The organism is Psychrobacter sp. AOP7-A1-24 (assembly GCF_052376235.1).
Lineage (GTDB): Bacteria > Pseudomonadota > Gammaproteobacteria > Pseudomonadales > Moraxellaceae > Psychrobacter.
Genome location: NZ_JBQSVM010000032.1, coordinates 1 through 13,371, shown reverse-complemented (window position 1 = coordinate 13,371; position 13,371 = coordinate 1). Strand labels below are relative to the sequence as shown.

Here is a 13,371-nt window from a genome sequence, read left to right as displayed (position 1 = left end):
ATCTAAAAAGCAGCCTTACTAATTAATAAGGCTGCTTTCTTATGTCTACAAGTTAAAAACCACCGTCAAAGTCATTAAAGATACAGATGTGGTTTCTAGATACTACCTAGATATTACATAGTATAAGTTGATTGCAAGCTATCGATTTTTCCAGCTAGCAAGCGCTCAACTTCATTCTTAATTCTTTGACCAGAGACATCACTACCAATTTGTACAGCAAACCCTGCTGGGCGACTGCCTTGACTCTTAGAGTTAATCCAAACAACCTTGCCATTCATTGGTAGACGTTCACTAGAGTTGGGTAGCGTGATAGCAATAAACACTTCATTACCCAACTGCTGAGGTTTATCAGACGGTACGAATAAAGCACCATTACTGACAAATGACAAATAGCTGGCATACAATATTTCGATAGTTTCATAATGACAGGTTAAAATCCCACCACGTCCTGGCATTGCCATAGTCAGCTTCCTTTATCAACTGGGTCTAATATATTTGTATAAATAACTGATAGCATATAGATAAAAATGATGGCAAATTTTCGAACACTAATTAAGCGTTAAAGCACGGCTCTATAAGCTTGCTAACTCTTGCATTAGCTTATCATAGGCAAATTTTTCTTGCACATTTTGTTGCAATGCGATTTTGGTCTGCTGTACGCTATTGGCGAATGCCACTAACCCGCCATCAGTAGGTTGATAAACAGCCAATATCGTCGATAGACTGACATCCTTTTGTAGCTCACTGATCCCCAAACAGACACGGCGTATATCAAGGAGCATCAGCTCAGACAGTTGTATAAATTCTTTGATATCGAGCTGTCCCTGCCAGTAATCACTTGCCGCCACACCACTACGTTTACCACTACGTAGTGCCTGCCACGTGGTCAACCATAGGCTGCGCTTGCTATACCATGGTGCTTGCGCTAAGGTTATAGCAGCTAGCGGCGCACCATTGGCCAATTGTAGTAACTGCTTAATTTCAGCGGTGCCAACGGCTTCACGGTTAATTGTATGACCTAACGTCTGCGTCACATAGTCAATAGCAACAGTTGGCTCAATTGTCTGTAATGGCAATTGTTGTACACGACTTTTAATGGTTGGTAGTAGCTGAGCAGGCGTATCACTAATCAAAAATAGATGCACCTGTGCTTGCGGCTCTTCCAATGTTTTAAGCAGTGCATTAGCAGCAGCTACCGTCATTTGCTCAGCGTGATCTAACACACAGATACGTACCCCATTCCCGCCTTGATAAATAAAAGGCTGCAAGGCACGAATATCATCTATTTTTATTTTAGAAGCACTATTACTAGTGGTCTTGGCACTTTTTTTATCTTTTGCGCTACTTGATTTGTTTTGAGGCGTATCGCTATCCGCACTGGTCGGCATACTAACGAGTGGCAATACTTGTAAGCTCGGATGAGTTCCCGATTTAAGCCACTGACAGCTCTCACACACTCCGCAAGCACCTAGCGGATGTGCGCCACGCTCACGGCATAATAACCAAGCGACCAATCTCCATACAAAAGCGCGTTTGCCCATACCTTGCATACCAGCCGCGAGCAATGCATGCGGCAAAGACTGCTGCTTAAGTACTCGCTCGGTCAACTGCAACCACAATACTTTTTGCCATGGCAATAGTGACGCAAAATACATACGGTCTGTGTTATCTAGTGCGTCCATATTTCCTGTCAGATTATTCATGGTTATGGCTTTATCACATTGATTAGGTATTTCAGGTATATCCACGACAACGATACTTTAGCATTGTAGGAAACTTAGAATCGTACGCAACTTTGCTCAGATTGTTACTTATTAGGATTTTGAAAGTTATCTAAGCTCATCGCGTTTAGACGGTCTAAATCTTCTTGTGTGTCGACACCAGCTGGTAACTGACAGGCAGCTTCTGCGATAGCGATATGCTGACCATTTTCTAAAACACGTAACTGCTCTAGGCTCTCGAGTATCTCAAGTGGCGTTTGTGGCCAGTTTACGAACTGCTGCAACAGACTGACACGATAAGCGTATAAACCCAAATGACGATAGGCGCTCTTTGGTGATTGCATCTGATTATTATCAGCTAATACCACATCACGATCACAAGGAATTGGAGCGCGGCTGAAATACAGCGCACGCTGTAAGTTGTCAGCATATTGATTGACCACTTTTACTACCGATGGTCGCTGGAACGTATCATAATCATTGATAGGCTCACACAGTGTGGCCATCACGCTACCCTCATCCGCTACCAAAAGCGCCTGTACTTGCTCCAAAAGCAATGGCGGTACTAGGGGCTCATCACCTTGCATATTCACCACGATATCATGGTCAGCCCAGCCTTTAATAGCTGCTACTTCTGACAGGCGATCTGTACCTGAAACATGCTCGCTACTGGTCATAACGACATCAAAGCCTGCATCAGTACAAACTTTTGCAATTTGCTCATCATCGGTCGCTATACACATATCATCAGCAAAACTTGCGGTTTGTGCTTTTTCTGCTACCCAAAGTATCATCGGCTTGCCATGAATATTTAGCAATGGCTTACCAGGTAGTCGTGTACTCTTAAAACGTGCAGGAATCACGATATGAGTTTTGGCGGGTGTGGTAACAAACGACATGGTATGTTCCTATCAGAAATATAAAGCGATTTAAAATATTAGCGGCTATCTATAGTAAGGCTGACATATGTATATCATGATCGATACGAATCCCTAACGCCTTTAGTTGCTCATCTAGATTATTGTAACTATTCTCAGATAATATAGCCGTTACCGGTAATACCCACAGTCTACTGATAAGTTCTACATACTTTTCACTGAGTACTTGTGTCGCTGTATAGTCTGCCAATAATGCTCTAATTTTCACCGCGTCTTTACTGGTCACGATGATAGGATGATCGCCATATTGCGAAAGCTCAGCTAAACTAAAATCATAATGGTCAGGGTATGGATGCCCTATGACCTCAAAACCAATAGATTCCAAGGTATCAAAAAACCGCTGTGGATAACCGATACCACTAACAGCATGGACTCGGCTATTATTAGCAGGTTTAATATTATTTGATTGAGCATCGTTCGATGTAGGGGTCCATAAACGTTGTAACTCATCAGCTTGTAAGTGCATGGTCAAACGATCAGCAGACTGTATCTTACTACCACTTCTAGAAGTCCGAGTTAAATCTGCATCTGGTTTTTCATGGTAGATAACATTTGCACCCTCTAATCGTGACAGTGGCTCACGTAAAAACCCTGTTGGTAGTAGTTGTTCATTACCAAACCCACGGACGGCATCTACCACAATCCATTCGATATCCCGCTCAAGTGCATAGTGCTGCAAACCATCATCCGCGATGATCAGTTGCAGATTAGGCTCTGCATGTAACAGAGTCGCAATTGCTTGCTGACGATTGGGGCACACTGCCATAGCAGCGCCTGTCATATGAGCTATCAGGCACGGCTCATCTCCTACTACATGGGGTAAACTGGTAGTGCTAACCAATGCAGGCATTTGACTCGTATCACCACCATACCCGCGACTGATCACCCCTACTTTAACGCCTTTTTTTTGTAGATAAGTAACCAGAGCAATAATCAGCGGCGTCTTACCGCTGCCGCCCACACTGATATTACCAATGACCATCACAGGAATAGGTGCTCGATAGCTCGATAGCAGTCCAATTCTAAAAGCTTGACGACGCAGCATGGTGATAAAACCATACAACCAACTGATAGGCAGCAACAACCACAACCAAACAGCTTGACGTTGCCATGCGCGCGTGATTGTCGTCTCAATACTCATTAATCAATATCGCTTATCTTATTGGTTCATCGCTACGTAAAAATTGGCTGAAAACTTCTAAACTGACTACTCAAAATCTCGAGCATACATTTGCGCATAGTGACCTTGCAGCTGCATTAGCTCATCATGCGTTCCCAACTCAACAATCTGTCCGCCATCCATCACAGCAATACGGTCAGCTGATTCGATAGTTGTCAATCGATGAGCAATGACCAATGTGGTGCGGTCTTTCATCACATTATCGAGCGCTTGCTGAATATAGTACTCTGATTCGTTATCAAGCGCACTGGTAGCCTCATCTAAAATGAGAATCGGTGCATCTTTTAGTAACGCCCGAGCAATAGATAGTCGCTGTCGCTGACCGCCCGATAGTTGTAAACCTTCAGCACCAATTTCACTCTGATAGCCGTTTGGCATTTTCAAAATAAAATCATGGGCGAAGGCATCTTTTGCTGCTTGCTCCACCTCAGCTTGAGTCTTGTCAGCTAAACCGCCGTAAGCAATATTATTAAATACAGTGGTGTTAAACAGTACGACTTGCTGGTTCACCATCGCAATCTGGGCACGTAGACTCTTTAACTTAATATCTTCAATCGGCATACCATCCAATGTGATTTGTCCTGAAGACGTCTCTAGAGTACGTGTTAATAAGTTGACTAATGACGATTTTCCCGCGCCACTTCGCCCCACCAGTGCAACTGTCTCGCCGGCTTTAATATTCAAGGTAAAGTCACGTAGAGCAACTGTCGAGTCTGGATATACCAAGCTAATATTATCTAACGACATTTGCCCTGATAGTGCTTTACTAATCGTACCTGTATCTTCTTCTTCTGGTTCATCAAGTAACGCAAAAATTGACTCGCCAGCAGCCAGACCTTTTTGCAGCTTCTGATTGATATCAGTCAGTGAACGTACTGGCTTACTCAATAAACCTGCTGCTGCAATATAAGAGATAAACTCACCTGCTGAAATATCATTTATCACTGCAGGTCTCAGTGCAAGCCAGATGACTACCGCCATCGCCATCGCCATTAATAGCTGTACGGCTGGGGTATTAATACTATTAGTAACAACCACCTTCATACCTTGGCGTAGGTTTTTCTTCGATGTTTTATCAAAACGTGCTGACTCGTATGATTGTCCACCGTAGTTTTTAACTACTTGATAGCCACCGATGACTTCATTGGTAATATGACTGACACTACCCATCGTCTCTTGAATACCTTTAGAGAGCTTAAGATAGCGCTTTGACGCAATGCGAATCAGCCATAATATCGGAGGCAATACAACAAATAGAATAAGCGTTAGCCGCCAATTGCTATAAAACAAAAAACCAATCAATGCAACAACGGTCAAGCCATCACGTAGCAAGGTTTTCATTGAATCTGTGCTGGCAGCTGTGACCTGCTCAACATCAAATATCAATTTTGATGAAATTGTACCTGCTGGATTGGCCAAATAAAACGAGCTCGGTAAGCGCAGTAATTTGTTAAACACTTCTACGCGTAGCTCATAGACCAAATTGCGTGAGACCAATGCAGAATAGTAGTTACCCAAAAAGCTACCGACCCCACGCACAAAGAATAGCAATATAATCAATAGCGGAAATAGAGCCTGTTTGCTTTGATCGTTCTGATTGATAGCATCTGTAATATATTGCAGAAGCTTGGCAGTCCAAATCTCTGTCCCTGCATTAATCGCAAAACCTAAAGCGGTCAATAGTAGCGCCCACCAATAAGGTTTCAAATACCTTAATAAGCGTAGTAACGTTTTACTCTTAGGCGTAACGGGCGATACTGCTGATGCGCTTTTAGCAGAAGATTTTTTAGAGTCAGGTAAATAAGCTTGGCTCATAAAAGCCTCAATTTGGGTATCGTGGTATGAATGGACTGTGTGTCACACAGTTTTATGGTGGTGAGACTGTATATATTACTGCGGTAAAGTTTGGCCAAGTGGTACCACTGTACTGATGTTTAAGTTTAAAAATCCGAGCTTTCCGGCGATATCCATCACTCGTACCACAGACTGATGGGTCGCGTTGGCATCCGCTGCAATAACAAATAACATATCGCGATTGCTGCCCGCCTCTTGCTGCAACATACTGGTTAGTTCAGCCTCATTACTACTAGCAAGTGTAATACCATTGACCAAATAACTGCCATCTTCTTGCACAGCTACTTCGATACTATTGTTTTGCTCTGTCAGCGCAACACCTTCCGCTTCAGGAAGGATAATATTTAAACGACTAAAATGATTGAATGAGGTAGCAAGTAATAAAAATACAATCAAAAACAGTAAACAGTCAATCATCGGTGTTAGATTAATTTCAAGCGGTTCAACCGTTGGTTTTCTAAAACGCATATCAATCTCTTTAATTCAGCTACCATTTATAGGCTCAAGACTTCTATCTTTAAAACCGCATTTACTATACTGCCGCGATATTAGTTTTATCTGAACTTAACTCTCTAAATGAACGGTCTTGTACAAGACTATCTTCTATTACCATATGACTAGACGATGGAGATGCCTGAGTGCTAGCAAACAACTGATAATCGTACAATTCTTGGATCATAAGCCCTGCTTGAGTCTCAAACTGAGCATTAATATCAATAATACGGCGCTGAAAATAACGATAAGCAACCAACGCAGGGATAGCAACAATCATACCAGCAGCTGTAGTAATTAAGGCTTGTGACACACCAGCGGCCAGCATCGTTGGATCCTGCATTGCTCCATCGGTAATCGCCAGGAATGAAGAAATAATACCTAATACCGTACCTAACAAGCCAAGTAACGGAGCAATCGCACCGATAGTACCTAGCATATTGATATTCTTTTCTAGCTGATGAACTTGTACACTGGCACGATTTTGCATGTGCATCGTCATCGACTCTAGCCCATATTCACGATAGAGCAAACCCGTTGCCAAGATATCACCAAGCGCAGTCTTTTCTTTTACATTCATTAATTGCGTGCGGCCAATATCACCATTTTCACGTAAACGAGTTATTAGCTGTTCGCGCAACCTGTTAGGAGCGACTTTGTTAAATTGTAGCGTATGACTACGCTCGATGATGATGACTAATGCCAATATAGAACAGACAACGATAGGTGTCATCAGCCAGCCACCTGCTTTTACCAACTCCCACATACTCACTCTCTTCCATATTTTTGCAAAAACAATCACTACAAATTAGTTATTACAACAGCGATTTAGCATCTGAATAGCTACAACTAACTCACTAACGTTATTAAGCCTGAGCTTCTATGTGTTTAATCAAAGCCGCTAGCTGATCTTGATTGTGGAAAAATATCTCAACACTACCTTGACCATCTTTTTTATGTTTTAGTTTAACTTCCGCACCAAGCATGTCTGTCAATCTTTGGGTCAAGCGCTCGGCATCACGAGACTGCGCTTGTTCAGCACGATTGATTTTGGGCGCTGGCTGCAAGATTGATTTAACCAATTTCTCAGCTTCTCGCACGGTCATACCGCCATCAATAATCTTTTGCGCGATGATAGGTTGTTGTTCAGACGATAGTGCCAAAAGCGTACGAGCATGCCCCATATCTAGCGCACTATTGGCCAAATGGTCTTTCACTGTATCATGCAGCTGATTCAAACGAAGCAAATTTGATACCGTTGTACGCGCCTTGCCAACGACTTCGGCAATCATAGCATGACTCATACCAAACTCTGTATGAAAACGCTGCAATGCTGCTGCCTGCTCAATCACTGACAAGTCTTCGCGCTGTATATTTTCAATCAAAGCCAATGCAATTGCTAGTTCATCAGATAAGGCACGCTCAATCGCAGGGATAACCGCTTTTCCTGCCATTTTTGCTGCACGCCAACGGCGTTCACCAGCGATAATTTCGTGAGTGACAAATGCTTCACTTTTGTCTTCGTTTGCCAGCAGTGGACGAATGACGATAGGTTGCATCACGCCATGCTGCTCGATAGAAGACGCTAACTCTGCAAGTGCCGTTTCGCTCATATCCCTGCGAGGTTGATATTTACCCGCTTGCAACAGTGTCACATCAATCTGTACAAGACTAATCTGGTCTTCGGTAGCGCTCGTATCTGTACTATTGCCACGTGATTTATTGAGCGTCGCTTTGCTAGTAGCACGAGATGAACGTGGCACGCGAGCGCTATTCTCACTAGCAGCATCGTTGTCAGTAGTCTTTGCAGTTGATTTTTTACTGGCTTTTGTCGGGCTAGCATCAGGCGCTATATCTACCGACACAGTATCTACAGGCTCATTGATATCTGGCGCAGCACTATCACGCGCAGTCATATCGTCTTGCAAGGCAGAGGCGGTAATTTGCTTTTCTTTTTTGATTGACCCTAATAAGGCATCTAAGCCCCGATTAGCAGCCAACCCTCTTTTCTTCGCCATGATTACCTATCCTCTAACGCTAAAATAAAAGCCAATTGATTACTGATACGGCTTACTAAATACAATATTAAGTGCTCTATATTTATACTGTTCATTCATTGTCGTGAACAATGACGCTTTCTACCTAAAAATCCTTTGCGAGAGATTTTAGCTAAAAGCTAGCTGCTTTGCTTCATCACTTCAGCAGCCAGCTTTTGATACGCGCGTGCACCTTTTGACCACCTCTCATACGCAATAACTGGTAAGCCGTGCGCAGGAGCCTCTGCTAAACGAATGTTTCTTGGAATATGGGTCTTATACATGATATCGCCAAAATGTGCTTCTAGCTCAGCAGACACATCACGGGCAAGCGTATTACGCGCATCAAATAGCGTTCTAACCACACCGCGAATATATAGTTTAGGGTTTAATTCTGTTAGACGTTCAATGGTTTGTGATAAGTCAGCTAGCCCTTCTAGTGCATAGTACTCACACTGCATAGGGATAATCACACTATCTGTAGTAACCAACGCATTAATCGTCAGTAGATTCAAACTAGGCGCACAATCTATAACCACATAATCGTATGGTTGTTTTTGTGTAGATACCTGATCGTTCACTAGTTCAGCCATCGCAGTTTTGAATAGCTCATGACTGTCCGTCTTGCTCATCAATGTAATATCCATACCAGCCAAATCGCGATTGGCACCGATAACATCAAATCCTGCGGGACTAGTAACAATTACGTCGGACAATGCCACACCATCCAGCAAAACGTCCGCTATGGTAAGTTCTAGCTCGTTTTTGTCAACACCTGTACCACTGGTCGCATTACCTTGTGGGTCTAAGTCAATCAGCAGTACGTGCTTGCGTTTAGCAGCCAAGCTGGCGGTCAAATTTACTGCCGTTGTGGTTTTACCCACACCGCCTTTTTGATTCGCAATTGCTATGATTTCCATACACTCACTCAATTTTATTAGGGTCTATTACTTTTGACTCGGTTGGTACGATTATTTTTATTCAATACTGTACAACGACACTCGCTCAGTATTTAAAAACAAGCAATTTATAGTCTAAAATGCTCAGTTTGCGGTCGAGCATTTTAAATGCTTTTAAATACTATGTCATTTAGATACAGACGTAAACTGTGTTTCACAAAAAACAGCGACTGTTTCATGACTGCGAAGTATTCATGGCTTAACTATGTTTAGCAGACATTTCGATTAAGTGACGGCTGTCATGCAAACGTGGCACCGTCAGTTTAATAGTTTTGATATGCCAATCGCTATCAAGTGCTTGCAGCTCTTCTTCACTCGGCGCTTTGCCTTTCATCGCGCATAAGAAGCCGCCATCTGCTAATCTTGGCTGCGCTACTTCTACAAAATCTATCAAACTGGCAAACGCTCTTGAAGTAACTACATCATAGCTTGCTTCATGCGCTTCAATACGCGACGCGATTGGCTGCATATTACTCAGGCCGAGCTCGCTACTGATTTGCTTAATAAAGCGAATTTTCTTCTGATTGCTATCAAGCGCAGTACACTGGCGCTCAGGCTGGCAAATAGCAATAATAACTGCCGGCAACCCTGCTCCTGTGCCGATATCTAACAATGATCCAGCGGGTAAATGCGTTATAATAGACAGACAATCTATCACATGCTTGATCAGCGCTTCTTCTGGATCAGTGATGGCGGTCAGATTATACGCTTTATTCCATAATAAAAGCTGGTCTAAGTACAATAATAACGTGCGCTGCTGTGTTTCACTTAACGGTAGACTTAGCTCATTTATCGCGTGCGCTAAGATGTTGGCCAGCCTTGGCAATTGTGAACCAAGTTTTACGAAACCAGTCGGATCAATATTGATATTACCCATGCTAGCAGACGATGACGAGTTTTTAGCGGAAGCTGACATACAACGAGTTATCCAGTTTTGACTTGTGAACCGTTTATTTTATCATGCAGTCTGCCCATTGAATAGTTGCAGATTGCGCCAATGTGGGACATCTTATACTATCTACGCTTATTATGAGGCGTTATTCTGTTCTGATTACATCCAATTCGCTGATTAAGTCATTTGTTTTTTACCAGTTTTACTCAATCATTTTTCTAAATATGATACAAAACTGCGCTTAATGACTTCGCTAATAGATGGCTATATCTTGTAAGATGTCATGATTGATTATAAAAAACTCAGAATACGCATGACCATAAAGAACCGACCATCTCTTATATTCCTTTAATATTTTTTAAAATGATTTTTCAAACGCCTATGACAGAACAACCCTATACACCTCTATCGCAAGTATCAAAAGACGCTAACAATATGGCACTCCCAACTACCGACTCAAAAAACACTAAGCAAACGGCACCTAATACGCCAAACCCTATCTTCAAAGAAGTTCAGCAAAATTGTCGCATTTCAGCTGAACAATTAAAACGCTATAGCGACCCTGATGAGTTGCCTACAGACACACGTACTGCACCTGACTTAGATATTAGCTTCGGTCAACAACGTGCGCTTAAAGCATTACATACAGCGCTGGATATTAAAGCGAGTGGCTATCATGTGTTTGCCGCTGGTGAAAATGGTTTGGGCAAGCGGACTGTCATTAGTCGTCTGTTAGCGCGTATTGCCGCCGATGCCCCGACGCCAGATGATTGGGTATACGTACATAATTTCACTGATCCACGCACACCATTGGCGCTGCGTTTACCAGCTGGGCAAGCCTCGCTATTACAACAGCAGGTTAATAACTTATGGCAGCAAGCGAAAAAGCGTTTAAGCCAACGCTTTCGTAGTGATCAATACCAAAGCAAAATCGAAACCATCAAAAACAGTACTCATCAAAAAGAAAGTCACGCCTATGACGCGCTTAATGCTGAAGGCAAACAGTATGACCTGGCATTAACGTTTCGCTCATTTGATAATAAGGCCGTATTTGTTCACCCTAGTCAACTGCCTACAGAAAGCAATAGCGATGATAACAAGCAAATAAAAATACCTAGCAATCGGAAAGATTCAGAAAAACTCGATGGTAGCGAAAAAGCTAACATTTTGAGCGATGAAAATAATGAGAGTAAAGAAAATAAAGACTCTACATATGGTAATAATGAATATGAAGCTGAGCTGAATAACTTCGTGCAGAAAAACCATATGCAAAAGCGACTGAGTCAATTGACCATCGCTTTAGAGCAACTAGAAGACGAAGCCAACGATGAGATCGAGTCGCTACATCGTAGTATTGCCCAGCGTGCTCTACAGCCGTTATTCACCCCTATCTATGAGCAGTTTGCGACTCATCCACTTGTCGTGACATACCTCAAAGCTGTATTCGATGATATGGTCACTCACGTAGAGCGTATCGTCAATGGTGATGATGAAGAGTTTGTGACAGCAGTATTGGCTACGACACCCAGTCGTTATGCAGTCAATGTTATCGTCAGTCATGCACCTGACAGTGGTGCGCCCGTGGTCTTTGAGGATTTGCCTACCCATCTCAATTTGCTAGGTCATGTCGAGCAAATCACCCAATTAGGCACAGTAACCACTGACGTGAGTATGATTCGTGCAGGTGCTCTACACCGCGCCAATGGTGGCTATTTATTGTTAGAAGCCAGCCACGTACTTGAACATCCTTATGCATGGCAAGGCTTAAAGCGCGCATTACAGTCACGAAAAATCAAACTGTCAAGCCTTGAGCAAATGCTGACGCTAACAGGTAGCTTGTCTCTCTCACCAGCACCTATTGATTTAGATATCAAAGTTATCTTGTTAGGTGAAGCAGATTTATATTATGAGCTGCTTGAGCTTGAGCCTGAATTTGATGCAGTATTCAAAGTCCGAGCTGACTTTCATGACGATGTACCTCGTACCATTGAGCACGAATTGGCACTGGTCGCAAAAATGGCCGATATCATCGACTACGCCGACCTATATCCGTTTGATAATAGCGCGCAAGCCACGCTACTTGAGCATTTAAGCTTACAAGCTGAAGAACAAGATCGCTTGAGTCTACACAGTGATTTATTGATCAAGCTATTGCATGAATCAAATCGCCACGCTCGATTAAATAATGAGACTATGGTGACGGCAGATCATGTCACTCAAGCAATCGATGACATGGACGAGCGTTCAGGATATTTGCGTGACCTATATTGGGATGAGCTTAAAAACGGTCAGCAGCTGATCCAAACGCAAGGCGATGCTATCGGACAAGTCAATGCTTTGACCGTGGTTAGTTACGCCGATAGCGAGTTTGGCATGCCAGCACGGCTTACTGCGGTCATTCAGCCCAATATTGGCACAGGTGAAATTCTTGATATTGAGCGTGATGTAGACTTGGGCGGTAGTTTGCATGCTAAAGGCATGCTAATTATGACCAGCTATTTGCGAGCGCTGTTTAGTCAGCATCATGCGCTGAATTTTAGTGCCTCACTCGCATTCGAGCAGAGCTACGCGCAAATTGACGGTGATAGCGCCACTGTAAGCGAAGGCTGTGCATTGCTATCCGCGTTAGCAAACGTCCCAATCAATCAGTCTCTCGCGATTACTGGATCTATGAACCAGTTAGGTGAAGTACAAGCAGTTGGTGGCATCAATGCTAAAATTGCAGGTTTTTTCGACGCCTGCCGCGAGCAAGAGCTCACAGGCGATCAAGGCGTTGTCATTCCGATGGCTAATGTCAAACAACTGATGCTACGTGACGATATAATCGATGCAGTAAATAGAGGCGAATTTCATATCTATGGCGTCTATACTTTGAGTGAAGCTCTGACGCTGATGACTGGTTTGCCCATCGACACCATGAATAAAAAAGGCCGTTATCGTAAGGATACTTTATTTGGAAAAATATTAGACCGTCTGATGCTATGGGATGAAAACCAAGAAAGCAGTGATGACATTGATGATGAGAATACCAAAAAGAAAGCGAAGAAAAAGCGTAAAGAAAAACATCAAAAGAAAGAAGGTAAGAGAATAAAAGAAAAGCGTAAAGGTGAGAAAAATAATGACAAAGACAGCGAGGAAAGCAGCAAGCAAAGCGTTGCTGTGGCTATTGATGACAGCCTAAACGATAGTGAGACAAGTGCTATCGATAGTAATGACCATTAACGTTTAAACGGTACGACCGATACGCACGTATATTGCTGTTCGACTAGAAACATTACTATATCTCTGACTAGATCGAA

General features: G+C 42.9%; 11 protein-coding genes. 1 reads left to right on the top strand and 10 read right to left on the bottom strand.

Annotation, left to right across the window (positions count from 1 at the left end; translation table 11 throughout):
• Window positions 1-113: 113 nt before the first annotated feature.
• The 10 genes from ACT3QQ_RS10660 to rsmG form a co-directional block, all read right to left on the bottom strand.
• Window positions 114-461 carry a PilZ domain-containing protein gene (locus tag ACT3QQ_RS10660; protein WP_444527999.1) on the bottom strand — a complete coding sequence of 116 codons (348 nt, stop codon included), beginning with the start codon at window positions 459-461 and terminating at the stop codon, window positions 114-116.
• A gap of 111 nt (window positions 462-572) precedes the next feature.
• Window positions 573-1,703 carry a DNA polymerase III subunit delta' gene (locus tag ACT3QQ_RS10655; RefSeq protein WP_444527998.1) on the bottom strand — a complete coding sequence of 377 codons (1,131 nt, stop codon included), beginning with the start codon at window positions 1,701-1,703 and terminating at the stop codon, window positions 573-575.
• 104 nt (window positions 1,704-1,807) lie between these two features.
• Window positions 1,808-2,620, bottom strand: a complete 813-nt coding sequence (gene kdsB / locus ACT3QQ_RS10650; protein WP_444527997.1) for a 3-deoxy-manno-octulosonate cytidylyltransferase — start codon at window positions 2,618-2,620, stop codon at window positions 1,808-1,810.
• Between the two features lie 49 nt (window positions 2,621-2,669).
• The gene (gene lpxK, locus ACT3QQ_RS10645; protein ID WP_444527996.1) at window positions 2,670-3,800 is read right to left on the bottom strand and encodes a tetraacyldisaccharide 4'-kinase; all 1,131 of its coding nucleotides are present in this window, start codon (window positions 3,798-3,800) and stop codon (window positions 2,670-2,672) included.
• A gap of 66 nt (window positions 3,801-3,866) precedes the next feature.
• Window positions 3,867-5,654: a lipid A export permease/ATP-binding protein MsbA gene (gene msbA / locus ACT3QQ_RS10640; protein ID WP_444527995.1), complete on the bottom strand. Its 1,788-nt coding sequence runs from the start codon at window positions 5,652-5,654 to the stop codon at window positions 3,867-3,869.
• 75 nt (window positions 5,655-5,729) lie between these two features.
• On the bottom strand, window positions 5,730-6,161 hold the full coding sequence (locus ACT3QQ_RS10635) for an ExbD/TolR family protein (protein ID WP_057759437.1): 432 nt from the start codon (window positions 6,159-6,161) through the stop codon (window positions 5,730-5,732).
• A gap of 64 nt (window positions 6,162-6,225) precedes the next feature.
• Entirely contained in the window at window positions 6,226-6,951 is a 726-nt protein-coding gene (locus ACT3QQ_RS10630) for a MotA/TolQ/ExbB proton channel family protein (RefSeq protein WP_444521956.1), read from the bottom strand.
• 100 nt (window positions 6,952-7,051) lie between these two features.
• Entirely contained in the window at window positions 7,052-8,203 is a 1,152-nt protein-coding gene (locus ACT3QQ_RS10625) for a ParB/RepB/Spo0J family partition protein (protein WP_444527994.1), read from the bottom strand.
• Between the two features lie 158 nt (window positions 8,204-8,361).
• Complete coding sequence (locus tag ACT3QQ_RS10620) at window positions 8,362-9,141, bottom strand: ParA family protein (RefSeq protein WP_444527993.1); 780 nt, start codon at window positions 9,139-9,141, stop codon at window positions 8,362-8,364.
• Between the two features lie 238 nt (window positions 9,142-9,379).
• Window positions 9,380-10,096: a 16S rRNA (guanine(527)-N(7))-methyltransferase RsmG gene (gene rsmG / locus ACT3QQ_RS10615; RefSeq protein WP_444527992.1), complete on the bottom strand. Its 717-nt coding sequence runs from the start codon at window positions 10,094-10,096 to the stop codon at window positions 9,380-9,382.
• A 357-nt stretch (window positions 10,097-10,453) separates the two neighbouring features.
• On the opposite strand from rsmG, the gene ACT3QQ_RS10610 reads away from it, so the two are divergent.
• Complete coding sequence (locus ACT3QQ_RS10610; protein WP_444527991.1) at window positions 10,454-13,294, top strand: AAA family ATPase; 2,841 nt, start codon at window positions 10,454-10,456, stop codon at window positions 13,292-13,294.
• Window positions 13,295-13,371: the final 77 nt, after the last annotated feature.